Annotated in this window: 33 protein-coding genes; all 33 read left to right on the forward strand. The window is 47.6% G+C overall.

The window, feature by feature from the left end; genetic code table 11:
* The first annotated feature begins 171 nt into the window (after positions 1 to 171).
* The 33 genes from FJQ58_RS14730 to FJQ58_RS14885 all read left to right on the forward strand — a co-directional run bounded on the left by FJQ58_RS14730 (position 172) and on the right by FJQ58_RS14885 (position 25,219).
* Positions 172 to 495 carry a hypothetical protein gene (locus tag FJQ58_RS14730; RefSeq protein ID WP_139994642.1) on the forward strand — a complete coding sequence of 108 codons (324 nt, stop codon included), beginning with the start codon at positions 172 to 174 and terminating at the stop codon, positions 493 to 495.
* A gap of 203 nt (positions 496 to 698) precedes the next feature.
* Positions 699 to 1,313, forward strand: a complete 615-nt coding sequence (locus tag FJQ58_RS14735; RefSeq protein ID WP_139994644.1) for a genetic competence negative regulator — start codon at positions 699 to 701, stop codon at positions 1,311 to 1,313.
* A gap of 136 nt (positions 1,314 to 1,449) precedes the next feature.
* Entirely contained in the window at positions 1,450 to 2,700 is a 1,251-nt protein-coding gene (locus FJQ58_RS14740; RefSeq protein ID WP_139994646.1) for a Glu/Leu/Phe/Val family dehydrogenase, read from the forward strand.
* Positions 2,701 to 2,715: 15 nt separating this feature from the next.
* A complete protein-coding gene (gene prsW, locus FJQ58_RS14745) occupies positions 2,716 to 3,411 on the forward strand; it encodes a glutamic-type intramembrane protease PrsW (RefSeq protein ID WP_139994648.1) in 696 nt (231 codons plus the stop codon).
* A 74-nt stretch (positions 3,412 to 3,485) separates the two neighbouring features.
* A complete protein-coding gene (locus FJQ58_RS32570; RefSeq protein ID WP_202915270.1) occupies positions 3,486 to 3,647 on the forward strand; it encodes a hypothetical protein in 162 nt (53 codons plus the stop codon).
* Between the two features lie 104 nt (positions 3,648 to 3,751).
* Positions 3,752 to 5,107: a germination protein YpeB gene (ypeB, locus tag FJQ58_RS14750; protein WP_139994650.1), complete on the forward strand. Its 1,356-nt coding sequence runs from the start codon at positions 3,752 to 3,754 to the stop codon at positions 5,105 to 5,107.
* A gap of 58 nt (positions 5,108 to 5,165) precedes the next feature.
* The gene (locus FJQ58_RS14755) at positions 5,166 to 5,819 is read left to right on the forward strand and encodes a flagellar brake protein (protein ID WP_139994652.1); all 654 of its coding nucleotides are present in this window, start codon (positions 5,166 to 5,168) and stop codon (positions 5,817 to 5,819) included.
* 54 nt (positions 5,820 to 5,873) lie between these two features.
* On the forward strand, positions 5,874 to 6,062 hold the full coding sequence (locus FJQ58_RS14760; RefSeq protein WP_139994654.1) for a hypothetical protein: 189 nt from the start codon (positions 5,874 to 5,876) through the stop codon (positions 6,060 to 6,062).
* A 171-nt stretch (positions 6,063 to 6,233) separates the two neighbouring features.
* The gene (gene cmk / locus FJQ58_RS14765; protein WP_139994766.1) at positions 6,234 to 6,902 is read left to right on the forward strand and encodes a (d)CMP kinase; all 669 of its coding nucleotides are present in this window, start codon (positions 6,234 to 6,236) and stop codon (positions 6,900 to 6,902) included.
* 3 nt (positions 6,903 to 6,905) lie between these two features.
* Positions 6,906 to 7,484: a lysophospholipid acyltransferase family protein gene (locus FJQ58_RS14770; RefSeq protein ID WP_139994656.1), complete on the forward strand. Its 579-nt coding sequence runs from the start codon at positions 6,906 to 6,908 to the stop codon at positions 7,482 to 7,484.
* An 82-nt stretch (positions 7,485 to 7,566) separates the two neighbouring features.
* On the forward strand, positions 7,567 to 8,802 hold the full coding sequence (gene rpsA / locus FJQ58_RS14775) for a 30S ribosomal protein S1 (RefSeq protein WP_139994658.1): 1,236 nt from the start codon (positions 7,567 to 7,569) through the stop codon (positions 8,800 to 8,802).
* Between the two features lie 95 nt (positions 8,803 to 8,897).
* Complete coding sequence (locus FJQ58_RS14780) at positions 8,898 to 9,545, forward strand: YphA family membrane protein (protein WP_139994659.1); 648 nt, start codon at positions 8,898 to 8,900, stop codon at positions 9,543 to 9,545.
* A complete protein-coding gene (locus FJQ58_RS14785) occupies positions 9,545 to 10,462 on the forward strand; it encodes a YIEGIA family protein (protein ID WP_139994661.1) in 918 nt (305 codons plus the stop codon). Before FJQ58_RS14780 ends, FJQ58_RS14785 begins: the two co-directional genes overlap by 1 nt.
* Entirely contained in the window at positions 10,455 to 10,634 is a 180-nt protein-coding gene (locus FJQ58_RS14790) for a capping complex subunit for YIEGIA (protein WP_139994663.1), read from the forward strand. Before FJQ58_RS14785 ends, FJQ58_RS14790 begins: the two co-directional genes overlap by 8 nt.
* Positions 10,635 to 10,712: 78 nt before the next feature.
* On the forward strand, positions 10,713 to 12,035 hold the full coding sequence (gene der, locus FJQ58_RS14795; protein WP_139994665.1) for a ribosome biogenesis GTPase Der: 1,323 nt from the start codon (positions 10,713 to 10,715) through the stop codon (positions 12,033 to 12,035).
* 12 nt (positions 12,036 to 12,047) lie between these two features.
* Positions 12,048 to 12,644 carry a glycerol-3-phosphate 1-O-acyltransferase PlsY gene (gene plsY / locus FJQ58_RS14800; RefSeq protein ID WP_139994667.1) on the forward strand — a complete coding sequence of 199 codons (597 nt, stop codon included), beginning with the start codon at positions 12,048 to 12,050 and terminating at the stop codon, positions 12,642 to 12,644.
* Positions 12,645 to 12,679: 35 nt separating this feature from the next.
* Positions 12,680 to 13,690: an NAD(P)H-dependent glycerol-3-phosphate dehydrogenase gene (locus FJQ58_RS14805; protein ID WP_139994669.1), complete on the forward strand. Its 1,011-nt coding sequence runs from the start codon at positions 12,680 to 12,682 to the stop codon at positions 13,688 to 13,690.
* An 81-nt stretch (positions 13,691 to 13,771) separates the two neighbouring features.
* Positions 13,772 to 14,047, forward strand: a complete 276-nt coding sequence (locus tag FJQ58_RS14810; RefSeq protein ID WP_139994671.1) for a stage VI sporulation protein F — start codon at positions 13,772 to 13,774, stop codon at positions 14,045 to 14,047.
* 231 nt (positions 14,048 to 14,278) lie between these two features.
* Positions 14,279 to 14,458: a DUF2768 family protein gene (locus FJQ58_RS14815; protein WP_139994673.1), complete on the forward strand. Its 180-nt coding sequence runs from the start codon at positions 14,279 to 14,281 to the stop codon at positions 14,456 to 14,458.
* A gap of 55 nt (positions 14,459 to 14,513) precedes the next feature.
* Entirely contained in the window at positions 14,514 to 14,810 is a 297-nt protein-coding gene (locus FJQ58_RS14820; RefSeq protein ID WP_139994675.1) for a 2Fe-2S iron-sulfur cluster-binding protein, read from the forward strand.
* A gap of 52 nt (positions 14,811 to 14,862) precedes the next feature.
* Complete coding sequence (locus FJQ58_RS14825; RefSeq protein ID WP_139994677.1) at positions 14,863 to 15,465, forward strand: nucleotidyltransferase domain-containing protein; 603 nt, start codon at positions 14,863 to 14,865, stop codon at positions 15,463 to 15,465.
* Entirely contained in the window at positions 15,465 to 15,812 is a 348-nt protein-coding gene (locus FJQ58_RS14830) for a 2Fe-2S iron-sulfur cluster-binding protein (protein ID WP_139994679.1), read from the forward strand. Before FJQ58_RS14825 ends, FJQ58_RS14830 begins: the two co-directional genes overlap by 1 nt.
* 166 nt (positions 15,813 to 15,978) lie before the next feature.
* Entirely contained in the window at positions 15,979 to 16,731 is a 753-nt protein-coding gene (locus FJQ58_RS14835) for a hypothetical protein (RefSeq protein WP_139994681.1), read from the forward strand.
* 291 nt (positions 16,732 to 17,022) lie between these two features.
* Positions 17,023 to 18,501 (forward strand): stage IV sporulation protein A, encoded by a 1,479-nt coding sequence (gene spoIVA, locus FJQ58_RS14840; RefSeq protein WP_139994683.1) that lies wholly within the window; start codon positions 17,023 to 17,025, stop codon positions 18,499 to 18,501.
* A gap of 231 nt (positions 18,502 to 18,732) precedes the next feature.
* Positions 18,733 to 19,008 carry an HU family DNA-binding protein gene (locus FJQ58_RS14845; protein WP_053376669.1) on the forward strand — a complete coding sequence of 92 codons (276 nt, stop codon included), beginning with the start codon at positions 18,733 to 18,735 and terminating at the stop codon, positions 19,006 to 19,008.
* A 243-nt stretch (positions 19,009 to 19,251) separates the two neighbouring features.
* The gene (mtrB, locus tag FJQ58_RS14850) at positions 19,252 to 19,473 is read left to right on the forward strand and encodes a trp RNA-binding attenuation protein MtrB (RefSeq protein ID WP_053376668.1); all 222 of its coding nucleotides are present in this window, start codon (positions 19,252 to 19,254) and stop codon (positions 19,471 to 19,473) included.
* A gap of 114 nt (positions 19,474 to 19,587) precedes the next feature.
* Positions 19,588 to 20,163 carry a hypothetical protein gene (locus tag FJQ58_RS14855; protein ID WP_139994685.1) on the forward strand — a complete coding sequence of 192 codons (576 nt, stop codon included), beginning with the start codon at positions 19,588 to 19,590 and terminating at the stop codon, positions 20,161 to 20,163.
* A gap of 124 nt (positions 20,164 to 20,287) precedes the next feature.
* Positions 20,288 to 21,157: a heptaprenyl diphosphate synthase component 1 gene (locus tag FJQ58_RS14860; protein WP_139994687.1), complete on the forward strand. Its 870-nt coding sequence runs from the start codon at positions 20,288 to 20,290 to the stop codon at positions 21,155 to 21,157.
* Positions 21,158 to 21,165: 8 nt separating this feature from the next.
* Entirely contained in the window at positions 21,166 to 21,873 is a 708-nt protein-coding gene (locus FJQ58_RS14865; protein ID WP_139994689.1) for a demethylmenaquinone methyltransferase, read from the forward strand.
* 5 nt (positions 21,874 to 21,878) lie between these two features.
* A complete protein-coding gene (locus FJQ58_RS14870) occupies positions 21,879 to 22,754 on the forward strand; it encodes a UbiA-like polyprenyltransferase (RefSeq protein ID WP_139994691.1) in 876 nt (291 codons plus the stop codon).
* Positions 22,748 to 23,425: a UbiX family flavin prenyltransferase gene (locus tag FJQ58_RS14875; RefSeq protein ID WP_139994693.1), complete on the forward strand. Its 678-nt coding sequence runs from the start codon at positions 22,748 to 22,750 to the stop codon at positions 23,423 to 23,425. Before FJQ58_RS14870 ends, FJQ58_RS14875 begins: the two co-directional genes overlap by 7 nt.
* Positions 23,385 to 24,236 carry a menaquinone biosynthetic enzyme MqnA/MqnD family protein gene (locus tag FJQ58_RS14880; protein ID WP_139994695.1) on the forward strand — a complete coding sequence of 284 codons (852 nt, stop codon included), beginning with the start codon at positions 23,385 to 23,387 and terminating at the stop codon, positions 24,234 to 24,236. Before FJQ58_RS14875 ends, FJQ58_RS14880 begins: the two co-directional genes overlap by 41 nt.
* A gap of 8 nt (positions 24,237 to 24,244) precedes the next feature.
* The gene (locus tag FJQ58_RS14885; RefSeq protein ID WP_139994697.1) at positions 24,245 to 25,219 is read left to right on the forward strand and encodes a polyprenyl synthetase family protein; all 975 of its coding nucleotides are present in this window, start codon (positions 24,245 to 24,247) and stop codon (positions 25,217 to 25,219) included.
* Positions 25,220 to 25,241: the final 22 nt, after the last annotated feature.

Consider the following 25,241-nt stretch of genomic DNA (forward strand, 5'->3'; position numbering starts at 1 on the left):
TATACCTCCATGCGTAAATAGCCAAATTGGTTAAATCGACCTCATTGTATCATATATTCCTAAAGCGATGCTGAAGCCTGATTTCCTTATTTTATATCGAATGAGGGCGTAAGTATGCGGTCAAACTATCTCTTGAAACCAATGATGGACAAGAAAGAGGTGACTGTAATTATGAAATTAAGCGGATTTTTATTTGGCGGAGTTCTTGGCGCGGCTGCAACGGTATATCTTGCAAAAAAACAGCCTGGTGCCGTTTCTTGGGCAGCGCATGCTTTATCCGATGTATGCTCATCGGTGGCCCGTAAATCGGTTTCAAGAATGATGGGCAATTCGATTAAGGAAGATGTTGCTGCTTTTGCCCCAAAGCATACCGACGATACCGCCGTAAAATCCGACGCCGCTTGGGGACAGATTGAAGCGATTGTGAACAGTGACCCCAAGCTGAAGCGGGAAGCGGATAAGATCAAAGCGGAATCGTCAGCAGTTGCTCATTAAATAAGGAAAACCTGACGAAAGAATCGTAGGCCGCCGGGCAGAAATGCTGTGCGGTCAGACGATTCTTTTTTTCATTCAATATTAGTGCATTCGTCTAAAAGAAATGATAAAGTAGTTACATAGCATGATTTGGTCAAATTTATCACATCTTTCTAAATCATTCATACGCTATTACAACAGATGCTGCAGAGGAGGATCCTGTCATGAAAATCGAGCGATTGAGCCAGGATAAGATTCGAATTTTCCTGACGTTCGACGACCTGCTGGAACGGGGGATCCAGAAGGAAGACATGTGGCGCGAAATTCCAAAAGTACACGAACTATTCAGTGAAATGATGGATCAAGCATATAGTGAACTTGGATTCGACGCCAGCGGCCCATTAGCGGTCGAAGTGTTTGCCCTCCCCGCTCAAGGTATGGTAGTGATTGTCACCCGTGGCAAAATGAACAGTCATGCAGGCGATCGGGCAACCGAAGATGACGACACGGAAGACGAAATATACGAGATGGAAGTTACGCTGGAGCATAGTGATGTCGTGATGTATTCCTTCCGCGAATTCGAAGATGTGATATCGGTATGCAAGCAATTGCAATCCGCCACACTAACCGAGGATGGCCGACTATTTTCCTACAATGGAAAATATATTTTGGCATTAGAGCCTGCTCTAATCGATAGCTCAAGGCATAACGCCGTTATCGCATTGCTTGCTGAATATGGGGAAGCGACTTCTGTGACCTACGCGATGCTTGAAGAGTATGGAAAAGTGATTATGCCCGAACACGCGGTACGGGAAATCTGTAATCATTTTAAATTTTAAGCCAGCAGGCTTGCCAAGAGCATCTGCAGACAATTTGTTGTCTGTATGATGCTCTTCTTGCATGTATGAGACATATGAAATGGAATACAGTAAGGGAAAGGCGTTCATATTAGATGTAGACAAAGGCGGTGATGGAATGAGTGATAAAGAAGCAAACGATGTATTGCATTCTACTCAAATCGTAATTGAGCAAGCGCTGCGAAGACTTGGCTATGATCAGGATATGATTGACCTGTTGAAGGAGCCGCTAAGGCTCCTGACCGTACGTATTCCAGTGAGAATGGATGACGGCAAGACAAAAGTATTTACAGGCTATAGGGCTCAGCATAACGATGCTGTAGGACCTACAAAGGGCGGCGTGCGTTTCCATCCAGCAGTATCCGAAAATGAAGTAAAGGCTTTGTCGATTTGGATGAGCCTAAAATGCGGCATTGCCGATTTGCCTTACGGGGGCGGAAAAGGCGGAGTCATTTGCGATCCGCGCACCATGTCCTTCCGTGAACTTGAGCGCTTGAGCCGTGGATACGTGCGTGCGGTCAGCCAAATCGTCGGACCGAGCAAAGACATTCCCGCGCCTGATGTGATGACCAACTCACAGATTATGGCATGGATGATGGATGAGTACAGCCGAATTCGGGAATTTGACTCACCAGGCTTTATTACAGGAAAACCGCTGGTGCTTGGCGGTTCCAAAGGCAGAGAAACAGCAACTGCCCGCGGTGTGGTCATTATGATTCACGAGGCGCTTCTCTTGAAGGGCATTGAGCTGGCGAATGCTCGAATTGTCATTCAGGGCTTTGGAAATGCCGGCAGCTACCTTGCCAAATTTATGCATGAGGCGGGTGCGAAGGTAATAGGTATTTCCGATGTGAACGGAGCGTTGTATAATAGAGAAGGGCTCGATATCGAATATTTGTTGGATCGTCGAGATTCCTTTGGGAATGTGACCAATTTATTTCCGCAGACCATTTCAAATGCAGAGCTGCTTGAACTCGAATGCGATGTGCTTGTACCAGCCGCTATTGAGAATCAGATTACAGATGAAAACGCCGACCGTATTCAAGCTTCCATAGTCGTTGAGGCTGCTAATGGACCAACTACGCTGGAAGCGACACGGATTTTGTCTGACCGAGGCATATTGCTGATTCCTGATGTGCTCGCTAGCGCCGGAGGAGTCATCGTATCCTATTTTGAGTGGGTACAAAATAATCAAGGTTACTATTGGGATGAGCAGGAAGTTGATGATAAGCTTAAGCTTATGATGATCCGAGGCTTTAACCACGTGTACGAAATACACCGCACCCGCAAGGTTGATATGCGACTGGCCGCTTACATGGCTGGCGTCCGCAAGATGGCTGAAGCCGTTCGCTTCCGCGGCTGGGTGTAAGAAAGTAGGGACGAAATGCTGTTGTTTTCCGTTTTGACTGCTGCCGTTGCGCCAGGCGTTTCGCTGCTTACTTATTTATATTTACGGGATCGATATGAGGCTGAGCCGATTCATATGGTTGCCCGTATGTTTGTGCTCGGGATGCTCGTCGTTGTACCGATCATGGTTATTCAGCGGGGTCTGCAACTTTGGCTTGGCGATCATACGGTTTGGTTCGCGTTCGGCGAGTCGGCTGGTGTTGAGGAATTCGTGAAATGGTTTGTTCTGTACCATGTCATTTACAACCATACGGAGTTCGATGAGCCCTATGATGGAATCGTATATGCTTCCTCCATTTCGCTGGGATTTGCGACATTGGAGAATGTGCTTTACGCTTTTTATTCACCGGCGACATTCGGAACGCTGCTTGTTCGCGCCTTGCTCCCTGTTTCTGGCCATGCCTTGTTCGGCGTGATGATGGGTTATTATTTAGGCAAAGCAAAGTTTGCTCCTAAGAACAAGAGCTTCTATTTCTTAGTAATATCGTTGCTGCTTCCCGTATTTCTGCACGGAACCTATGACTGGATTATGATTACCGTCCGCACCAATTGGATGTGGTTCATTATTCCATTTATGATCGTTCTATGGATATGGGGCTTGCGCAAAATGGCTCATGCGACCTCGCGATCACCTTTCCGCTTCCTTGTCCGAGAGGATGAGGTTAAACTGTAGCTGATCCGTCCATACTTACATTATATTGAAATGCCTGCAACGATGGCATTCGAATAATGGTTAAGGAGGAGCATATGGAGGCTGCAAGGATTAAAGTGACGATCCGGTGCAACGTATGCGGTGAGAAATTCGTGCTGCGCGGACGAAGAGAAAGAGATGCGATTGATACTGGCTTTAAGCAATGCATCTGCAACAATGCAAATGATTTAGAGATTGAAGAGCACAGCGTTTTCTAATGGCAAATCACAGAACTAGCACAATTAAATAGCCGGATGCATAAAGCTCCCTTGGGCAAACCAAACTAAAACCAGGTTTTGCACAAGAAAGGAGCTTTTGTATTATGTACCGTCGATTAAGCTCGATCCTGTTTCCTGTAATGACACTTCTGCTTATCGGAGCTGCCTACTGGGGCTACCAAGAGCATCAAGAGAAAAATTCGATACTGATAAAAGCGGAAAACCAGTATCAACGGGCATTTCACGATTTGACTTATCATGTGGAGCAGCTCCATCAGCAATTAGGCAATACACTTGCGGTGAATTCGACCTCGCAAAGTTACCATCGCAAGGGTTTGGTCAATGTCTGGCGATTAACGAGCCAAGCGCAAAACGAGATTAACCAGCTGCCGCTTACGCTGCTTCCATTCAATGAGGCTGGCGATTTCTTATCCCGCATTGCAAACTTTGCCTATAAAACGTCAGTTCGTGACCTAACCAAGCAGCCGTTGACGCCTGACGAATTTAAAACCATGAAGACCTTGTATGCGAATTCTGAGCAAATTTCAAAGGATCTGGTTAGCATGCAGCAGAAAGTGCTAGACAATAAACTACGCTGGATGGATGTTGAAATTGCCATTGCCTCAGACAAAACGAAACCAGGCAACGTCATTGTCGACGGGTTCAAAACCGTTGATAAAAAGGTGAGCGAATATCCGGAGATTAACTGGGGCCCGTCCGTCACAAGCATGTATCAGAAGCGTACCTTTAAGGTACTCAGCGGAAAAATGGTTTCCTCCGAGGAGATCAAGAAGCAAGCGGTAAAATTCTCTAATTCTTCAAAAGCAGATGTCCGCGTTGTCGAAAACGCCAAGGGAACCGAATATGCTTCCTACTCCGCTACGGTTAATGAAGGCAAAAACAAAAAGCTTCAAATGGATTTCACCCAAAAGGGCGGCCAGTTGCTTTGGTTTATGAACCCTCGCGATATCGGCGAGAAAAAAATCGATTTAGAAAAAGCAAAAGCATCTGCCGATACCTTTCTAGACAAGCATGGATTCTCGGAAATGCAAGCTATCAGCTATGACATGCACAGCAATATGGGCGCTTTCACGTATGTGAGCAAGCAAAGTGGGGTTCTGATCTATCCGGACAAGCTTACGGTCAAAGTGGCGCTAGACAATGGCGAAACCGTTGGCTTGCAAGCGAATGATTATGTTTATGAGCATCACAAGCGTAAGCTGCCGAGCCCGATTATCGCAAAAGCTGAAGCTCGAAAAGCGCTTAACTCTGAAATGAAGGTGCAAAAAGAGCAATTGGCGCTGATTGATAACGAGCTTGGCGAAGAAGTATTATGTTATGAATATACCGGCAAAATGAATGGTTCGCTTTACCGTGTCTATATTAATTCGGAAACCGGACTGGAAGAATCCATTGAGGAAATGTCTCCCTATGATTCCAAGGTAGCTTCTGACAAATAACGATATGGCTCCCCTTTATTCGACGTGCTATAATGCATGTAAATAGGGGGGAGCCAATTTGTTGCCTAAAATGAATCAAATGCTGCATTTTCAAATCGCTTCTTCAGACGAAGCGGAAGCAACGATCGAATATAAGTCGCGTATTGCTGATGAGCAAGAAGACGGATTGCTGATAGAAGTTCCGATTAGCGAGAAAACAGGACGCTATAAGCGCTTGTTTCTAGGCGATGAGCTATCTGTTTTTTTTGTATCCGAGGATGGAATAAAAAATTATTTTGACTCCCATGTTATCGGCTTCAAAGAAGACGGGGTAAAATTAATTAAAATCCGAAGACCGGAGCCCGATCGGATTACGAAAGTACAGCGGCGAAGCTTTCTGAGGGTGCCGGCCGAGCTCGAGATTGCTATAAAAATGACAAATCAAGTCCGATTCGTATGTGAAACCGATGATGTTGGCGGGGGCGGGATTTCATTCATCGCCGATGGGAAATGGCCGCTTGAAGCCGAAATGGTGCTAGAATGCTGGCTGCTTGTACCGTTTAAGAACGGCACTATTGAGCATGCATTTTTCCGAGGGGAAATCGTGCGGGTTGTGGAGCTGGAGTCAGGCAGGAAACAGGCGATGATTAAATACGAAAGCATCAATGACTCCGAACGCCAGAAAGTCATTCGTTATTGCTTCGAGAAGCAGCTGGAATATCGAAATCGATGAATAAAATAGGATAACCATGGAAAACTACCCTGAAAGAAGAAGGGGAGATTCTATGTGTTGATCAGAAAAAAGAAAAGCCGTAAGCGGCTTGTCAGATTAACCGATGAGGTTAGCGCTGTTTTAAGAAAAATCATCATAACTTTGCTTATTTTATTATTTTGCTCACAGGCACTATTGCAAAATAATGCAGTCAGGCATTGGCTTACGGGTGTAGAACAGTGGGAAGGAACCCGCTTGAACTGACGCTGGGCTTTTGCATCTGCGTTTATAGTGTGGTATAATTTTCACGTTCGCAGGCAAAGCCTGCTTTTTTCTTGAGAGGTTTGCGTCGCATTCTTACATGCATTCGGCCAGCCGTCTCTACTAAAAGGGGGTTGACCTGTAGTGGTGCATCACGAAGGTGACAGCGACCGCATGAACATTGCAATTGACGGGCCGGCAGGCGCGGGCAAGAGCACGGTTGCGCGAAGAGTCGCCGAGCAGCTAGGATATGTTTACATCGATACGGGATCTATGTACCGGGCTGTAACGTTAATTGCGCAGCGAGCCGGGGTATCGGTTGAACAATTGGCTAAACTAGCTGATCTAGTAAAATCTTTAGAGATTGAGCTTGAGCCAGGTGAGCGAGGCCAGTCTGTGTTCGTGAATGGTGAAAATGTAACTGCATTGATTCGCTCTCGCGAGGTGACGCTTCAGGTGTCTTATTTTGCAGCGAATGAAACGGTACGTGAAGTTCTAGGCATCATGCAGCGCAGGCTTGCAGAACGCAAGGGCGTCGTTATGGATGGCCGGGACATTGGTTCGCACGTACTGCCTAATGCGGAATTGAAAATTTTTCTGACTGCATCGGTTAAGGAACGGGCACTTCGCCGTTACCGTGAAATAGTGGACAGCCAAACCATTACGTTAGAGCAGTTGGAAACGGAGATTGCAGAGCGTGACCGCTTGGACGAGCAACGAGAGATTTCACCTTTAGTATGCGCATCTGATGCTGTAGTACTCGACAGCACCTCCATGACGATCGATGAGGTCATTCACGCCATTGTGAAATTAAGCCGAACCAAAATGGCGGAGGCGAAGTAAACTATGTTATATTACTTTTTTAGGTTTCTCCTGCGTGTCTTGTACACCCTGTTATTTCGATTGGAAGCGCGAGGCACGGAAAATATTCCTGCCGAAGGCCCAGTCGTTCTCGCCTCAAATCACCTCAGCAACTTTGACCCGCCAACGGTAGGAGTCAAGATCAAGCGCAAGGTGCATTTCATGGCGAAGGAGGAATTGTTTAAAATTCCGGTTTTCGGTCCAGGGATCCGCGCAGTCGGCGCATTTCCGGTGAAACGGGGAGGCGTTAGCAAGGATGCCATCAAGTCTTCTATCGCAATGGTGAAAGAAGGCAACGTACTGGGCATTTTTCCTGAAGGGTCGCGACATAATCAATCAGGAGCGGCCAAGAAAGGCGCAGCAATGATCGCTGTTCGAAGCGGCGCTGCCGTTGTTCCGGTTGCGATTATCGGAAAGTACAAACCATTCAGCAAAATCGTCGTTTGTTATGGCAAGCTAATCGATCTTACCGCAATTATTGAGGAATCATCACCGGATATGCTTGAGCAAGTAACAGACACGATTATGGCCCGCATTCGCGAGCTTGCTGCAAACAATCGTTAATTTATGTTTTAAATGCTGCTTTCGCTCTAGGCGGTAGCGGATTTAAATAAAGTTGGGGTATGAACTGAGGAGGTTATTTCAAATGTCAGAAGAAACTAATGTGCAAGAATCCGTGGCGGAAGAAGTAAGCCAAGACGCTTTGGATAATTTTGTGTCTTTGAAAAAAGGCGATTCCGTTAAAGGTACGATCGTCAAAATCGAAGATAACCAAGCTTATGTAAGCCTTGGATATAAATATGACGGTGTCATTCCGATTCGTGAGCTTTCTGCCGTGCAGATCGAAAACGCGGGCGAGGCTGTTCAAATCGGTCAAGAGGTTGAGCTTAAAGTCGTAAGCATCGACGATGAGAAGGAAAAGCTTGTTCTTTCGAAACGTCAAGTGGATGGCGAGAAAGCTTGGGATCTTCTTCAAGAACGCTTTGACAACGGCGAAGTATTTGAAGTTGCTGTTGCCGATGTTGTTAAAGGCGGACTTGTTGCTGACGTAGGCGTACGCGGATTTATCCCTGCATCTATGGTTGAGCGCCATTTTGTTGAAGATTTCAGCGATTACAAAGGCCGTACGCTTCGCGTAAAGGTTAAAGAAATCGACCGTGAAAACAACAAAGTGATCTTGTCCCAAAAAGAAGTGCTTGACGCTGAGTTTGAGCAAAGCAAACAACAAGTGATTGCTGCGCTTGAAGTAGGTCAAGAGCTTGATGGAACAGTACAACGCCTTACACCATTCGGCGCTTTCGTTGATATCGGCGGAATCGACGGCTTGGTACACGTATCTGAGCTTTCTTGGCAGCATGTTGCACATCCGAAGGATGTTGTAGCTGAAGGTCAAGCCGTTCGCGTTAAGGTACTTAAAGTTGATCCGGCTGCAGGCAAAATCAGCCTTAGCTTGAAAGCTGCACAACCAGGTCCTTGGGATTCAGCTGGCAGCCAATTTGCAATTGGCGATATCGTAACAGGTACCGTTCGCCGCCTTGTTCCATTCGGCGCTTTCGTTGAAATCGCTCCTGGCGTAGAAGGACTTGTTCACATTTCCCAAATTGCGCACCGCCATATTGCTACTCCTAACGAAGTTCTTCAAGAAGGTCAAGAAGTTCAAGCGAAAGTGCTTGATTTCAACCCTGCTGAGAAACGCGTTAGCCTTAGCATCAAAGAAACAGAAGAAGCACCAGAGCAAGCTGCTCCTAGCGCTCGCCCTGACCGTGCGCCACGTTCGCCAAAAATCGAGAAAATCGACAATCCGAACGTTAGCCTAAGCAACGAGAGCATGAGCTACTCGCTTGCAGAACGTTTCGGCGACAAGCTTAAAAACCTTAAATAAATCACTTTTATACAGAAGGAGCTATTTCTGCGGATGCCCGCAGGAATAGCTCCTTTTTTTTGGTGCATAATAGGGGTTACGAGAGGTGAAAGCATGTGAATCCGGGATATTTATCGATATGGATTATGACTATTTTGTTTATATTGATCGCCACGGGCTGGAAATCTCAGATTGCCCCTGATCTTGGTCCACGCATGCTGAAGGTATGGATGGGCGTTTGTTTGTTAGCCATGACCAATGTACCGTTATGGTGGACACCGGCTCCGGAATATTTACATGCTGCTCTACATGTTAGCGTGTGGCTGCTTCTATTGACAAGCATAACGACGTATAAAGGAACTGAGGAATGGAGCTATGTCGGCTATTTGATATTATGTGCACTAATGATCGCCATAATATGGGGCTTTATCCGAAAAATATATAGTTATGATCCTGTTTTTTATTGGATTGATCCCAGGTGGGATGCACCCTTGCTTGCGGGCATATTTTGCGGAGCATTTACAGCTCAGTTTAAACAACAATGCGGTATGCTCATTTGGGGTGCCGTGCTGGGAGAAGCCTTAAATTCTGTTCTTCAGACCGGAGCGTATACCGCACAAATCGGCTCGCTCTCCTGGTGGGACAGCTTCTGGGTTGCGCTGTCCGCTGCACGTTTGTTCAGTTTATTAGTCAAAGGGATCAAGCTAGCAATCACGAAATTAAACGGATTTTGTTGGCCAAGCAAAGGAGGACGATCATCGTAATGCAGCATTTTCTGGTCCAAAATAAATTTTTGGTAGGCGTGCTACTGGGTATCGCCTTCGGCATTATTTCGCGTCTCCTTATGCTGAGAACGGATTACAGGCAATATCCAACCTATCCGCACGGAAGGATCATCCACATATCTCTAGGGGTCATTGCAGCAGCTCTTGGTGCGGTCGCCGTTCCGGCTTTGTTTAATAAAGATTATACCGCCATCACTTTCTTGACTCTGGCTGCCCAGCAGTTCAGAGACGTACGTAAGATGGAGCGGGATACGTTGACCAAAATCGACAGCATGGAACTAGTTGGCAGAGGTTCGACCTATATCGAAGGGATTGCGATGGTATTTGAAGGAAGGAACTATCTCGTTATCATGACTGCTTTGCTGACCAGTTTATTTGGGATTATGATCAATGTCTGGATTGGAATAGTGGCAGGCGCCATATCGCTTATCATTGTCGAGAAGCTAAAGTCAGGCAAAGCCATCGCTCATATTGCTGCAGTGGAGACAGCAAGGGTTCGGGTGGATGGTCCAGATTTGTACGTCGATGATGTTTACATTATGAATGTCGGACTAAAGGCTAACCAGGATATTATCGCTGAACGGGGAATGGGGTTTATTTTAACCCCCTATAATTCGAACGGAAAGGTTACGTTAAGCAATTTGGGTCAGCGTCAGGCCATTCTATACGATGTGGCCACCATTCTGGGGGTATACCGCGACGATGGGGAGCCGGCGCTTATTCCGATGGCGAAGCTGGACATGAAGGACGGACGGCTTGCCGTTTTTATTTTGCCGCAGGAGTTCGATTCGGAAAAAGGGAAGCAGGTTATTTTGAAGGTGCCGATATTGGAATCAGCGGTTCGCATGCCGACTGAAGCTTCGGTCAACAAGAAAGGAGCCGGAGAGCATGGGTGAGATTGTTGCCGTCGTATCTACGAAGCCTGAGTCGGTTGGGGGAGGAGCTCCCATTTTTATTGCGGAAAATTTAGAGAAGCTACAGGAAACTTCGTTTCTTCTAGAGAAGATATTAGATGCGAGCGCACACGATTTAAAGAACGGGACCATCATACTGGTCAACCACCGATAATATGAAAAGTTAGCCAAGAACGCACTTTTTTGCTATGATGGTTAACGTGAGTATTTTTGAAGGAGTGGAAAACAAACTATGGCAAGACCCGTTATCGCTATCGTCGGCCGTCCGAATGTGGGTAAATCCACGATTTTTAATCGGGTCATCGGCGACCGTTTAGCAATTGTTGAGGATAAACCGGGTGTCACTCGTGACCGATTGTATGGCACCGGAGAGTGGAATGGAAAACCGTTCAGCATAATCGATACTGGCGGTATTGAAATCGATGGCGAAGATGAAATTATGAAATCTGTACGTATGCAGGCTGAACTTGCAATCGAAGAAGCAGATGTGATTATCTTTATGGCCGATGCGAAGTCCGGCTTGACGCATGCGGATGATGAAGTTGCTCAAATGCTGTTCCGTTCTGGCAAGCCCGTTGTACTGGCAGTAAATAAAGTAGACAATCAAGGCCGAATGGATGAGGTTTATGAGTTTTACGGTCTTGGCTTTGGCGAACCCATAGCCATATCTGGATCGCATGGCCTTGGCATTGGCGATTTGCTCGATGCAGCGGTTTCCCTGTTGCCGGAGCAAACGGACGATGGCTACGACGAGGATGTTATTCGTGTAGCGCTGATCGGACGTCCTAACGTTGGGAAATCATCGCTAGTTAATGCTCTGCTCGGTGAAGACCGCGTAATCGTGAGCAACGTAGCGGGTACAACGCGCGATGCAATCGATACGCCTTTTGAACGCGATGGGCAGCGCTATGTCCTCATTGATACCGCCGGTATGCGCAAGCGCGGCAAGGTTTATGAGTCTACGGAGAAGTACAGCGTAATGCGTGCGATGAAGGCTATTGAGCGCGCCGACGTGGTATGTGTATTGATTAATGGCGAAGAAGGCATTATTGAGCAGGACAAGCATATTGCCGGTTATGCTCATGAAGCGGGCAAAGCATCGATTTTTGTAGTCAATAAATGGGATGTCGTTGACAAAGACGAGAAGACGATGCAAAATTTCTCGCAAAATATTCGGGACCATTTTTTGTTTATGTCCTACGCCCCAATCGTTTATCTGTCTGCCTTGACGAAACAGCGCTTACAAAAGCTGCTTCCTGTCGTTAATCATGTATCGGAACAGCATGCGATGCGCATTCAAACGCATCTGCTTAATGATGTCATTTCCGATGCGGTTGCGATCAATCCGCCGCCATCCGACAAAGGGAAGCGTCTGCGCATTAACTACGTTACTCAGGTGGCAATCAAACCTCCAACGATCGTTGTATTTGTGAATGATCCGGAAATTATGCATTTCTCGTACGAGCGTTATCTCGAAAATAAAATTCGTGCTGCATTTAATTTTGAAGGGACGCCAATACGAATATTCTCACGTCGTAAGTCCGAAGAAGATTAGGGGAGAAGTAGCTTGTTATATGGAGTAATCGCGATTGCTTTAAGCTATTTGTTAGGTTCGGTTTCATTCAGTATCGTAATTGCAAAATGGGTTAAGGGCATCGATATCCGTCAGCATGGAAGCGGCAACGCAGGGGCTACGAATACACTTAGGGTGCTCGGCAAAGGGCCGGGCATACTGGTGTTTGTGCTGGATATTGCCAAAGGCGTTGCGGCTGTATGGATTGGCCATGTTCTTGGAGAAAATGATTGGATACCCGTTCTTTGCGGACTTGCAGCCATTATTGGCCATAACTGGCCGATTTGGTTCCGCTTCAAAGGCGGCAAAGGCATTGCAACGACTGTAGGCGTCATCTTAACGCTTGCCTTTATTCCTGCTCTCTGCGCAGGCGTAATTGCAATTGCAGCAATTGCTTTAACACGCTATGTCTCGCTTGGCTCATTGCTGTTCGCTGCTTTAACGCCATTATTCATTTGTATCTTTTATTTTTCCGTTCCTTTACTTTGTGCAAGTCTTCTGATCTGTATATTTGCTTTCGTACGCCATCGGACGAATATCGTAAAGCTGCTTCAAGGCACGGAGAACAAGCTGGGTGCAAAGAAAGGATAGTGAACGCAAGCATGACAGAGGTTGTTCCATCAACAATGAAAAAGGCGGCAGTATTGGTTGCGGGAAGCTGGGGAACTGCCCTGGCTTCTGTTCTTGCGAGTAACGGCTATCGCGTGATGTTATGGACGCGCAAAGAAGAGCAGGCACAGGATATTAACGACAATCGTGAAAACAGCAAGTTTTTGCCTGGCGTGAAGCTCCCGGAGCTCATTTGTGCTACGACAGATTTAAAGCTTGCTCTGGAAAATACCGAGCTGGCCTTGTTTGTCGCTCCTTCCGGCGCGATGCGCGAGGTTGCAAGACAAGCTGCGGCATTTTTGTCTTCGGATACGCTGGTGGTACATGCCACCAAAGGGTTTGAAGGGGATACGCTGAAGAGGATGACGACTGTTCTCTCCGAGGAGCTCGGAAGATCCGTGGAAGATTTGGTCGTCCTGTCGGGACCTAGCCACGCGGAAGAGGTTGTGCGCGAGCAGCCGACCACGGTCGTTGTCGCGTCAGCTAATCTGCAGACTGCAGAGAAGGCGCAGGATGCGCTCATGAATACCCATTTCCGAGTGTACACGAATCCGGATGTCGTAGGGGTTGAAGTAGCTGGCGCAATTAAAAACATTATTGCGCTTGGCGCTGGCCTCACGGACGGCTTGCAATTTGGCGATAATGCCAAGGCGGCGCTGTTAACCCGGGGTCTTGCGGAGATTGGCAGGCTAGGAACCGCAATGGGAGCTAATCCGCTAACGTTTGCTGGACTTGCTGGCGTCGGCGACTTGGTCGTGACTTGTACAAGTAAGCACAGCCGTAACTGGCGTGCAGGTTACATGCTGGCTGACGGAACGCCGTTAGATGAGGTCCTCAGTCGAATGGGCATGGTTGTTGAGGGTGTTCGCACGACTCGCGCCGCTTACCAACTGGCGAAACAATATGACGTCGAAATGCCGATTACCTTCCAGCTCTACGAGGTGTTATTCTCGAACAAAGCTCCTCGAACTGCGGTCGAGCATCTGATGGGCAGGCTGCGTACGCATGAAATCGAGGAAATAGGCTAAGGACCAGCGCCTACACCAATCCAATTACCTTCTCATATGATGCATGGAGCAAGACACATGCGCATCCTGGAGGTGTAGGATATGGCGAAGGATTTTTCCAAAGATATTCTTAGTTCGATTAATAAAAAAGCAGGCAAGAACATCACCGAAAGCTCGGTCAAAAAACTGGCCAGCGGCGTTACCGCAGAAACGATGACGGACGAAACCGAGCTGCGCAAGCTGATCAAGCAAGTGTCGGAGATGGCTAAAGTAAAAGTGGCGGAATCGACAGTCAATGATATCGTCAAAGCGGTCAAGGCAAGCGGCATGAGCGCGAGTAACATGGAAACTCTGATGAAAATGATGATGAAAAAATAAAGCTATGCGGCAAAAGCGCAGGGTGCTTCCGATGATGTGTATTCGGTGCCGCACCCTGTCAGCTTTTGTCCTTTTTTTTGAACTGCAGGTAAGTATGCCATTTCGCCATATAAGCTCTATATTTCATGGAATGAATCGCGCCGCGAAAGGACGCCGTTAGGCTTTTTTTCTTAAGCGATGTTATAATAATATTGAATTCATTATGCTATAGATTAGGAGAATGGAATTACTATGGATGCAATGACTAAGATGTGGGTTTCGCTATTCGGCATTGGGATGATGGCGATTGCGGCCCTTTTAATTACGTTTGCTCGCTTGAAAACGAAGGGTGTCTTGAAATTTGTGCTTTCCTTGGTTGCGTTTATCGTACTGATAATCGGCTTTATATGCGGACTTATTTCCATTATTTAGGCCAACTTACATAAGCAATTGCTACTATAATCCGAAAGGGAGATTCTGACATACAATGATTGAATTAAAGGGTAGAACGAAAACGGCTATTGTTCAAGGGGAAGCCGGCCTCTCGCTGCTGGATCTTGCTATGAAACATAATGTGGATTGGAGCTTTTCATGCGCTAGGGGAACATGTGCGCGCTGCCGCTGCCTGGTTACGGAAGGCGCTGATCAGTTAGAGGGAATCACAGACGAAGAATGGGACCGCCTTGAACCGGAGGAATTTGACGAAGGCTACCGACTGGGCTGCCAAGCGATCATAAAGAATGCGGATGCGAATATCGTTGCCGCAAACAAAACTTATTTTTGAGGTTGAAGTCAGCAGGAGGCTTTATCATTGATTATAAAAGGAAGTGCCGGCGATGACCGAACAGCAACGCATTCATAAGGCGCTGGCTGCTATTATTCAAGCTACGGAACAAAGCTCCTCGCAGTGGATCATAGGCGGGAGCACAAGCTTAATGCTTAGAGGAATTCCGCTGGCTGCTGATCCGCGCGATTTGGATATCTACTGTGACGACGAGGACATGGATGATCTCTATGAGGCGTTAAGCTCATTCGCAATCGATGAGCCAGTAATAAGCGTGACGGATATGTATCGATCTAGGCTGTGCCACTTTACCGTACATGAAGTACAGGTAGAATTGGTAGGCGGGTTTCGGGTTCAGGCTGGCGGCAACATCTATGAAACGATGGTGCGTAAGCTGCTTTTGCCGTTCTCAGACCATGCTTATCTGGAGGGCTCGGCTTTGGCGGCATCGGTCGTACCGCTTGCTCATGAGCTGTGGTTTAATTATTTGCGGGGACGTGCGGACAGGGTGGACATGATCGTTCAAGCCTTTGCCGAATCGCCATCCAAGCATGAAGGAGCTCTTGCTGCCATTGAACAAAACAATGTGTTCACGATTGAAGCGAAACGCAGTCTTCATCATTTAATTTCAGCCGGAGAGGTTGGTGGCTTGTAATGGACGGAGAGGTTACCTTTTGGCCATCTGGCAAAAAAATTAAGGTGAGGCACGGCACGACGCTGCTAGACGCCGCCAGACGCGCTAATTTACCCATTGTTACCCGCTGCGGGGGTAAAGGGGCCTGCTTTATGTGCAAGGTCAGCGTGAGGCCTGAGAGCGAGCTGCTGCCCATTGGGGATAATGAAAGGCGGAAGCTGTCGGGGCTTGAGGGTGACCATATCCGGCTTGGTTGCCAAGCGAAGGTTGCGGGCAGAGTGATTGTTGATATTCCGCTCGATCCGCTTCGCGCGGCAGTCGCGAGACAGCTTGCCCGCCAAGCGGAAGAAAACGACGATTTATGGTAGCGGAATGCTTACGAAGTAGGTTTTCTACAAAAACCTAAGTTAATGCTTACGAAGTAGGTTTTCTACGAAAACCTAAGTTAAAGCTTACGAAGTAGGTTTTCTACAAAAACCTAAGTTAATGCTTACGAAGTAGGTTTTCTACGAAAACCTTGGAGGAGTGAAAAAAATGATACGAACGTTTAACGGGGGGCCGCGTTTTTATTTGCGTCCAGCGGCGTCTGTTGTTGCTTTATTTGTAATCGTGCTCGCGCTGTCTGGCTGCATGTATCCGAAGGAGCAACTGAAGCAGAATCAGGTTGCTCCGAAGGAGGCCATACGGAATGTACAAGCGGCCATCGACCAATACCAGCAGGAAACAGGCATGCTGCCAATTAAGAACAGCACTGCCGAAACGCCTAAATATGAGAAGTTTTATGTTGATTTTGCCAAGCTGGGCCGGACAGGCTATATGACTGATATCCCGTCCTCCGCGTTTGAGAACGGGGGGAACTACAGCTTTCTCGTCATTGATGAGGAGACGAAGCCACGAATCAAACTGCTTGATATCGTTGCTTTCCAGAAGATTAATGACATCCAGGGCTGGGTGACGTCTTATATCCAAACGAGCAGCAAGCTGCCAAAGGGAGAAGAGATGTACCCTGGTTTTTATCAAATTGATTATAAGGGCATGAACAAAACGGCACCGACGATTCGAAGCGTATTTTCCGGGCAAACCATTCAAGCCCTTGTGGATGACAACGGGGTCGTGTACTCGGACTACGGCATAGATATCATGCAATTCGTGCAAAAAAATGAAAACAAGGATATCGATGCAGATACGGATTTGAGAGCATTGCTTGTGGACGGATCTGATTTTGTTCCGGTCAAAGCACCGGCATATCATTTGGTCAATAATGAGCCGCAGGCGGTAAAACCTTAATACTGGCTGCACTGCGGTGCCGATCGAAGAAACCTCACCAAGACCATGTCTGGTTGAGGTTTTTTTTGCATTCTACGGTCATAGATATGGATCTAATCTCATATATTTCAATCTTGGAAGGGAAGCTCGCAAACGAGGAAAAAAAGATTTCGTAGAAAGAATCGTCATAATCGGAAAGCTTGAACATAAGATGATACTAGTCCAAAAGCATGTACGAGTTGCGTCGCTGGCCTGCCCTATTGACCGGTGGATGGCGGCGAACCGGAAAAATCAATTGGGAGGGGATATTCAGTGGAGAAAGTGGACATTTTCAAGGACATAGCCGAAAGAACCGGCGGGGATATTTACCTCGGGGTTGTAGGGGCGGTCCGGACGGGCAAATCAACGTTTATTAAACGGTTTATGGAGACGGTCGTACTTCCGAACATCGCGAATGAATCAGACCGTGTAAGAGCCGTGGACGAACTTCCTCAAAGCGCCGCAGGCAAAACGATTATGACAACAGAGCCGAAATTCGTACCCAATCAAGCGGTACAGCTCAGGGTTACCGATGGACTTGAGGTAAACGTGAGACTGGTCGATTGCGTTGGCTATGCGGTGGAAGGCGCGAAGGGCTATGAGGATGAAAATGGTCCACGCATGATTACGACTCCATGGTTTGACGAGCCAATTCCTTTCCAAGAGGCTGCTGAGATTGGAACGCGCAAAGTGATTCAAGAGCACTCCACACTAGGCGTAGTGGTCACGACAGACGGTTCAATCGCGGAAATTCCGCGGAGCTCCTATGTTGTAGCAGAAGAGCGCGTCATTAATGAACTAAAAGAAGTCGGCAAGCCTTTCGTGCTGGTTATTAACTCCACTCGTCCTAAGAGTGATGAAGCATTGCAACTGAGGAGCGAGCTTCAAGCCAAATACGATATCCCGGTGATGACGCTGAGCGTGGCGACAATGGGAGAAGAAGAAGTGATTTCGGTTCTGCGCGAGGTCCTCTACGAGTTCCCTGTTCATGAAGTGAACGTAAACCTCCCTAGCTGGGTCATGGTGCTGAATGACCGGCACTGGCTGCGGAGCAACTACGAAAGCTCGGTCAGGGATACGGTAAAGGATATTCGCCGCCTGCGGGATGTGGACCGCGTCGTGTCGCAGTTCATGGAATATGATTTCATTGCCCGTGCAGGCCTAAGCGGCATGAATATGGGGCAGGGCGTCGCGGAGATCGACCTGTACGCGCCGGATGAGTTGTATGACCGCATTCTGATGGAGGTTGTCGGCGTCGAGATTCGGGGCAAGGACCATCTGCTGCAGCTAATGCAGGAGTTCTCCCATGCCAAACGGGAGTATGACCGCTTCGCTGAAGCGCTTGAAATGGTCAAAACGACCGGATACGGCATTGCGGCACCTACGCTTGCGGAAATGGCGCTCGATGAGCCGGAGCTCATTAGGCAGGGCTCACGCTTTGGCGTCAGATTGAAAGCGACGGCACCGTCTATCCATATGATCCGCGTTGATGTGGAATCGGAGTTCGCTCCAATTATCGGCACGGAGAAACAAAGCGAAGAGCTGGTGAGATACTTAATGCAAGACTTCGAGAATGATCCGATCAAAATTTGGGAGTCTGATATATTCGGCCGCTCCCTGCACTCCATCGTGAGAGAAGGCATTCAAGGCAAAATTGCCATGATGCCGGATAACGCACGATACAAGCTGCAGGAGACGCTGGGACGCATTATTAACGAGGGCTCAGGCGGTCTAATCGCGATCATCCTGTAGCTAATGGAATCTAGCATACGAATAAGCCGCTGCCAAATAGGGAGCGGTTTTATTTGTTATGCTCGAAATGAAGGATACCACTTGAAATTGGCAAACGGCTGTATTACTATAGGTTTGTTCGGTCAAAAGGTATATTTTTGAAGTTTTCCGTTAATAAGAGGGATAAGATGAGAGTTTAGATGCCCACGATGATATCGCAGCAATATCGCCCACTTTGGAGGAGGTGAAACAATGAACAAAACAGATTTGATTACGAAGGTAGCTGAATTGACGGATCTTTCGAAGAAAGATGCAACGAAAGCAGTTGACGCTGTTTTTGATGCAATTTCCGATGCTCTTCAAAGCGGAGATAAAGTGCAGCTAGTAGGATTTGGAAACTTCGAAGTTCGCGAGCGTCAAGCCCGTAAAGGCCGCAACCCGCAAACGGGAGACCCGATTGAAATCGCTGCAAGCAAAACGCCTGCTTTTAAACCGGGTAAATCGCTTAAGGACCTTGTATCCAATTAAGGCTAAGCCCATGAAACCACGTATGCTGCCCGCTTAGCGGCCAATGCTTCATTCGTATTGAAGAGCAGGTCTATCACCGGGTAGTAATTCAGGCTCATGGTTTACTTAGACAAGAAGACGTCCAGACGGGGTGCCGTTCGGGCGTCTTTTGCTTATTTGCTAACGGGAATAGTTTGCACAAATGCCCTACATCCACTATAATTCACATGGATAGATTGGAATTTCGGATGCGGAGGGATAACAATGGAGCCTACACATGGCGAGTATATTGTCATAAAAGCAAAGGATCAGGGCGTTCAAGTCATTGGTTTAACACGCGGGCTGGACACAAAATTTCATCATACGGAAAAACTGGACAAAAACGAAATCTTAATTTGCCAATTTACCGATCATACCTCTGCGATAAAAATTCGGGGAAAAGCGGTCGTGATGACGAAATACGGAACAATGGAAACCGACCAATAGCAAGCACGAGCAGGGCAGGCCAAGCCTGCTTTTTTTTTGCCTGTTATTCTTCCGAATAATCAACCTGCCACGCTCGTACAATGAGGTATGAGTTCTTTTTTTGGAGGTGCAGAGTTGAAGATCGGAAAACCGCTTTTAACCGCTTGTATGTTTGCGCTTGTGGTTACTTTGATGATGATTTGGCTACCGCACGCAGCTTGGCAGCGCATCGGAAAGCACGACGACGTTGCCGTCTTCCGCGCAGTTCCGGCTGTACGGCTTACGAATAGCAATTTAGTTGATGTCCTTATTTCTATTCAATTAAACGAACGGCTGAAAAAAATCGAATGGAACAGCGGGATCCTATCCGTAGAGATGCGGGTCAGCACGAACAGCGGAAGGCCCGTCATTTGGTTTGGGGACGTAGCAAAGCTTGTCCGCGTCTCGTTTCTGCAGCTGGAAAACGTGGGGCGAGTGCTCATCCGCTTCGTAGAAGAACGACCGGATGGCGAAGTATTACTAGCGGCCGTTGATGTGAGGAAAACGGATGAGTGGCTCATTTCGGAAATGAACCAACTCCCGCTGGCAGACCCTGTGCATGACGAGCTTTGGCGCAAACGGCTAAGAGTAAGCTTTACCACAGCTTGGGAAGAGCGTTTTGGCAAGGCTGAGGGATTTTCTGTAAAGCCGACTTCTAATTTGCAGCGCTAAAGGATGGGATGTTGCAAATTGTTGAACAAGCAAGCCCAATCATATGTTCTTTAGAAAAAGTTGTGCTATAATAGTTTAGATTATTGAGCGGCGATTTGCGCTTCTCTGTTCGGAGGCTTCCCCAATGAAAACATACCGAATACCTGAAATAGCCCAAAAATATACGGGCTATGACATGATTCAAGCACACACTACGCTTCCTGACTTATCACATGCAAGGCTCCGCATGCTTGTTGCTTTCCTTGACCAGCAGCCCGCTCTGAAGGGTCATAGTGAACTCTACACGGTTGCTGTAGCTTTGGTGCAGCTAGGAATGGATACGCATGATTTAATTGATACGGACCCTGATCAACGAAATGAGCCGGAGATGCGTTCTAGGCAGCTCAAGGTACTTGCTGGTGATTACTTTAGCGCTACTTTTTATCAGTTGCTCTCGCAAGCTGGCCAGATTGAGATGATTTCCAAAATCAGCGGCGCGGTCTGCGAAGTGAACCGGTTGAAAGTTACGCTTTATGTAAGGATGCGGCAGCAGAAACTGACTGCCGAGCAATATTTAGAAATTATGGTGCAGTTGAGAAGCACCATGTTCCTCTTTTTTTCTGATGTTCTCGAGGGCTTGCTGTCGCGCGCCTGGGCAGAGGTGCTGAGCGGCATAAGCCGCTGCGAGGTTTTGCGGGATGAACTATTTCGCAGCGAAAGCCTAGAGCGTTTCGAAAGAAGCTGGGCTTATTGGCATGTTATGCAGGAAGGCACAGAAGAGGAGCGCTTGCAGCTTCTTCAGCATCGCTGCGATAACGCCTTTATTTCAGCATTGGATAAAAAATACCATTTGCGTGAACAGCTTTCTGAGAAGCTGAAACAATCGGCGAGCAGCGTTTTAGCTTTAGCTGGCAAGCTGGAATCGGATGTATTGCTCGGTGAATTGACCTCGATCGTCAATGCTCTGATAGACAAAAATACCGGTTGCACGCCTGCACTCAACGAGACGAGGTGACATGAGAGATGGATACGAACTCAAAAAGCCATGTGCATGGCGTATTTGAACGAATTGCTCCAAAATATGATTTAATGAATGATCTCATCAGCTTTCGCCGTCATAAGGCATGGCGCAAGTTCACGATGAAAAAAATGAATGTCAGCCAGGGGCAAACGGCGCTCGATTTGTGCTGCGGAACTTGCGATTGGACCATTGCGCTCGCTGACGCAAGCGGCAAAGGACAGATTGTGGGACTGGATTTCAGTCAAAACATGCTGGACTTTGGCGCCATTAAGATAGACAAGCTGGGTTTGAACAAGCAAATCAAATTGGTGCAAGGCAATGCGATGAGCCTCCCGTTTGAGGATAATTCGTTTGATTTCGTTACGATCGGCTTCGGTTTGCGAAATGTGCCTGATTACCTGCAGGTGCTCAAGGAAATGAGACGCGTCGTAAAGCCTGGCGGACAGGTGGTATGCTTAGAGGTTTCGAAGCCGACTTGGCAGCCGTTCAAAGCGATGTACAATTTATATTTTGAACGCATCCTGCCCTTGATGGGCAAACTAATCGCAAAAAGTTTTCAAGAATACAAATGGCTCCCAGAATCGCTTAAATTATTCCCCGGTCGGCAGCAGCTAGTTGAGCTGTTCGAAGAAGCGGGTCTGAAGCAGGTGAAGGCATATCCTCTGACCGGCGGAGTCGCTGCGCTGCATATGGGGACAAAGGAGAAATAATAGCAATGATTCGCAAATTACGCATTATTTTAGAAATGATTAAGTTTGAGCATACCGTTTTTGCACTGCCGTTCGCTTTTATGGGCGCGATACTAGGCGCGGTTGTGATGGAGAAGAGACTCCCGACTTGGGGAGAAATCGGTTGGATTACGCTCGCCATGTTTGGCGCTCGCAGCGCTGCGATGAGCTTGAATCGTCTGATTGACAAGGCAATCGATCTTGGCAACCCGAGGACAGAAAAGAGAGCACTTCCGGCTGGGCTGCTTAAGTCAGCAGAGGTGATGCTGTTTATTATCGTATCCTTTGCGCTACTGTTTATCGCAACAGCTAATTTAGCTCCCATTGCGATGAAGCTTATGCCGATTGCCGTCGTTATGCTGGTGCTTTATTCTTATACAAAACGATTCACTTGGCTTTGCCATGTTTTCCTTGGTTTTACCATAGCGCTATCTCCGCTTGGTGGCTGGGTTGCCATTACAGGCGGCTTTGACCTGTCTGCTTGGCTGCTTTATATTACGGTTGCTTTGTGGATTGCCGGCTTCGATATCATTTATGCTACGCAGGATTTCGAGTATGACCGCAATGCTGGCCTGCATTCCATTCCCGCACGCTTTGGCATTGCTGGAGCGCTGTGGATTGCCCGTTCCCTACACATCGTAACGGCTATTGGATTTATTACTTTGTTCTGGATGACGGATTTAAGCTGGATGTATTTGCTAGGAACTGTATTATCGATTACTTTATTGTTTTATCAACACTGGCTTGTCCGTCCGAACGACTTGTCACGCGTCCAAACGGCTTTCTTCGGGATGAACGGAACGCTCAGCGTTGTATTATTTCTCTTCACAATCGTTGACTTATTGGTACTTCACCAATGGTAACGCAAGGCATTGATCAGGCTTCGTCCAGTTGGAAGAAAAGGTGGGTTGTCGGCATTACCGGAGCCAGTGGGTCCGTGTACGGCATCCGTCTTATCGAAACACTGCTTCAAATGGATTACTTGGTTCATCTGGTCATCACGGAAGCAGGCTGGAGGGTGCTTAAAGAGGAGCTGGGCTGGGAAACTAGCCGCCGTTCTGCCGCCATTGAGCAACGCTTTGGCGAGGCGATGGCTGCAAACAAGCTCGTTTTTCACCCGAATGCGGATATCGGTGCCAGCATCGCCAGCGGCTCATACCGCGTTCATGGAATGGTTATTGTGCCGTGCTCGATGGGGACGCTTGCGTCAATCTCGCACGGTATTTCCGATGATTTGATGACTAGAGCCGCCGATGTCATGATAAAGGAAAACCGTAAGCTGCTTATCGTGCCACGGGAAACGCCGCTTCATGCGATACATCTTGAAAACATGCTAACCCTTGCGCGGCTTGGCGTTAGAATGATTCCGGCGATGCCTGCATTTTATTACAAACCGCAATCGATGGATGAAATGATTGATTTTCTAGTAGGCAAAATACTTGACAATATGGAAATAGAACATGATTTGTACAGAAGATGGGGAGATGAACAGAATGGGCATAAAGAGTCGCCCGATCACCATCGGAAGAATTGACTATGCGAATGCATGGCCGCTGTTTCACCAGTTCGAGGAGAGAACCGAATGGAATGGCTTCGAGGTCATCAAGCGCGTACCTTCTGAGTTAAACCGGATGCTTCAAGCCGGTGAGTTAGACGTATCCGCCATATCGTCCTTCTCCTATGGACAAAACGCGAACGACTATGTCCTTTTGCCCGAGCTGTCCGTAGGTTCTGTCGGAAATGTCAATTCGATTCTTCTTTTCCTAAAGGAACCGATCGAGAGGAAGCGTCCGGAGCGCATTGCGGTTACGACTACTTCGGCAACCTCCGTTAATTTATTGAAAATAATGATGACATTGCATTTCGAATGCAATCCTGAGTATATACCGGCTGCGCCTGATCTCGATAGTATGCTGAAAACTTCAGACGCAGCCCTTATTATTGGCGATACTGCCATACAGGCTTCATGGCTTGAGCACGGGCTGCATGTGATCGATTTAGGGCAATTGTGGAATCAGTGGACAGGCCTTGGCATGACCTATGCGGTCGTTGCTGCACGCAGGGAAGCTGCCCAATCAGCTCCTGAAGCTATACAGGCCGTATATAAGGCGTTGAAAGCGAGCAAACAGTATAATAAGACGCATCTTGGCCCGCTAATTGATCAAGCATGCACGCAGCTTGGCGGAGTAGCGTCATACTGGGAGATGTATTTTCATTCGCTTCAATATGATTTTGGGAGCAAACTGCAAGAAGGACTTAAGTTGTACTTTGATTATTCGAAGCAGCTTGGATTGCTGACGAATGACGTGAAGCTTACTTTTTTTGAAGACCAATCTGCCCAATAGGTGAAAGAATGAAACTACTAGACTTGTATGCAAAGATGAAAGGCGATCTGAACCAGATCGAGCAGGAGCTTGAGCGAAGCGTATCGGATGAGCATGTGCTGCTCGGCGAGGCCTCTTTGCATTTGCTCAAGGCAGGCGGAAAGCGGATCAGGCCCATATTTGTTCTGCTAGCCGGAAAGTTCGGCGATTACCGGCTTGATGTCATGAAGCGGGTAGCGGTGCCGCTAGAACTTATCCATATGGCCTCACTTGTGCATGATGACGTGATTGACGATGCGGATACCCGCCGCGGGCAGCTTACCGTCAAATCCAAGTGGGACAATCGCATCGCGATGTACACGGGCGATTTCATTCACGGCAAAGCCTTATCGATTGCCGCTCAGCTTCCGAATCCGCAAATTCATCAAATATTGTCTAACGCTCTCGTGCAAATGTGCGTCGGCGAGATGGAGCAAATCCGTGATTTTTTCAATACGGAGCAAACGGTTCGAAATTATTTGCTGAGGATCAGACGCAAGACGGCCTTGCTGATTGCCATCAGCTGCCAGCTTGGGGCGGTGGCCTCGAATACAGACCGGGTAACCGCAAACCGGCTATACCGCTTCGGTTATAACGTGGGCATGGCTTTTCAAATTCGCGATGATCTGCTGGATCTCTATGGTACGGAAAAACAAATCGGCAAGCCTCCAGGCTCTGATATGAGACAAGGCAATATTACGCTGCCTGTGCTGCTGGCTCTTCAAGATCCCAACATTCGGGGGCCGCTCCTTAACGAAATCTCATTGATTCGTGAACATGGCGGAAAAAAAGATGCCAGCAGGGCCATTGATATGATCCGAAAAAGCAGCGGAGGCGATTTGGCCGACCAGCTCGCGAACCGATATATAAAAAAAGCACTCCTGGCATTAGAGGGATTACCCAATGTGACAGCGAAAAAGAACTTGTCCGACATTGCACATTTTATCGGTAAACGTAGTTATTAATCAAAAGAAGCAGAAAGGAATG

This window comes from Paenibacillus paridis, from assembly GCF_006345825.1.
In the GTDB taxonomy this organism is placed as follows: Bacteria; Bacillota; Bacilli; order Paenibacillales; family Paenibacillaceae; genus Pristimantibacillus; species Pristimantibacillus paridis.

Coding starts and splice junctions, on each gene's coding strand:
- FJQ58_RS14730 (WP_139994642.1), top strand. CDS start 172: ATGAAATTAAGCGGATTTTTATTTGGCGGAGTTCTTGGCGCGGCTGCA.
- FJQ58_RS14735 (WP_139994644.1), top strand. CDS start 699: ATGAAAATCGAGCGATTGAGCCAGGATAAGATTCGAATTTTCCTGACG.
- FJQ58_RS14740 (WP_139994646.1), top strand. CDS start 1,450: ATGAGTGATAAAGAAGCAAACGATGTATTGCATTCTACTCAAATCGTA.
- prsW (WP_139994648.1), top strand. CDS start 2,716: ATGCTGTTGTTTTCCGTTTTGACTGCTGCCGTTGCGCCAGGCGTTTCG.
- FJQ58_RS32570 (WP_202915270.1), top strand. CDS start 3,486: ATGGAGGCTGCAAGGATTAAAGTGACGATCCGGTGCAACGTATGCGGT.
- ypeB (WP_139994650.1), top strand. CDS start 3,752: ATGTACCGTCGATTAAGCTCGATCCTGTTTCCTGTAATGACACTTCTG.
- cmk (WP_139994766.1), top strand. CDS start 6,234: ATGAACATTGCAATTGACGGGCCGGCAGGCGCGGGCAAGAGCACGGTT.
- FJQ58_RS14770 (WP_139994656.1), top strand. CDS start 6,906: ATGTTATATTACTTTTTTAGGTTTCTCCTGCGTGTCTTGTACACCCTG.
- rpsA (WP_139994658.1), top strand. CDS start 7,567: ATGTCAGAAGAAACTAATGTGCAAGAATCCGTGGCGGAAGAAGTAAGC.
- FJQ58_RS14785 (WP_139994661.1), top strand. CDS start 9,545: ATGCAGCATTTTCTGGTCCAAAATAAATTTTTGGTAGGCGTGCTACTG.
- FJQ58_RS14790 (WP_139994663.1), top strand. CDS start 10,455: ATGGGTGAGATTGTTGCCGTCGTATCTACGAAGCCTGAGTCGGTTGGG.
- der (WP_139994665.1), top strand. CDS start 10,713: ATGGCAAGACCCGTTATCGCTATCGTCGGCCGTCCGAATGTGGGTAAA.
- FJQ58_RS14805 (WP_139994669.1), top strand. CDS start 12,680: ATGAAAAAGGCGGCAGTATTGGTTGCGGGAAGCTGGGGAACTGCCCTG.
- FJQ58_RS14810 (WP_139994671.1), top strand. CDS start 13,772: ATGGCGAAGGATTTTTCCAAAGATATTCTTAGTTCGATTAATAAAAAA.
- FJQ58_RS14815 (WP_139994673.1), top strand. CDS start 14,279: ATGGATGCAATGACTAAGATGTGGGTTTCGCTATTCGGCATTGGGATG.
- FJQ58_RS14820 (WP_139994675.1), top strand. CDS start 14,514: ATGATTGAATTAAAGGGTAGAACGAAAACGGCTATTGTTCAAGGGGAA.
- FJQ58_RS14825 (WP_139994677.1), top strand. CDS start 14,863: ATGACCGAACAGCAACGCATTCATAAGGCGCTGGCTGCTATTATTCAA.
- FJQ58_RS14830 (WP_139994679.1), top strand. CDS start 15,465: ATGGACGGAGAGGTTACCTTTTGGCCATCTGGCAAAAAAATTAAGGTG.
- FJQ58_RS14835 (WP_139994681.1), top strand. CDS start 15,979: ATGATACGAACGTTTAACGGGGGGCCGCGTTTTTATTTGCGTCCAGCG.
- FJQ58_RS14845 (WP_053376669.1), top strand. CDS start 18,733: ATGAACAAAACAGATTTGATTACGAAGGTAGCTGAATTGACGGATCTT.
- mtrB (WP_053376668.1), top strand. CDS start 19,252: ATGGAGCCTACACATGGCGAGTATATTGTCATAAAAGCAAAGGATCAG.
- FJQ58_RS14860 (WP_139994687.1), top strand. CDS start 20,288: ATGAAAACATACCGAATACCTGAAATAGCCCAAAAATATACGGGCTAT.
- FJQ58_RS14865 (WP_139994689.1), top strand. CDS start 21,166: ATGGATACGAACTCAAAAAGCCATGTGCATGGCGTATTTGAACGAATT.
- FJQ58_RS14870 (WP_139994691.1), top strand. CDS start 21,879: ATGATTCGCAAATTACGCATTATTTTAGAAATGATTAAGTTTGAGCAT.
- FJQ58_RS14875 (WP_139994693.1), top strand. CDS start 22,748: ATGGTAACGCAAGGCATTGATCAGGCTTCGTCCAGTTGGAAGAAAAGG.
- FJQ58_RS14880 (WP_139994695.1), top strand. CDS start 23,385: ATGGGCATAAAGAGTCGCCCGATCACCATCGGAAGAATTGACTATGCG.
- FJQ58_RS14885 (WP_139994697.1), top strand. CDS start 24,245: ATGAAACTACTAGACTTGTATGCAAAGATGAAAGGCGATCTGAACCAG.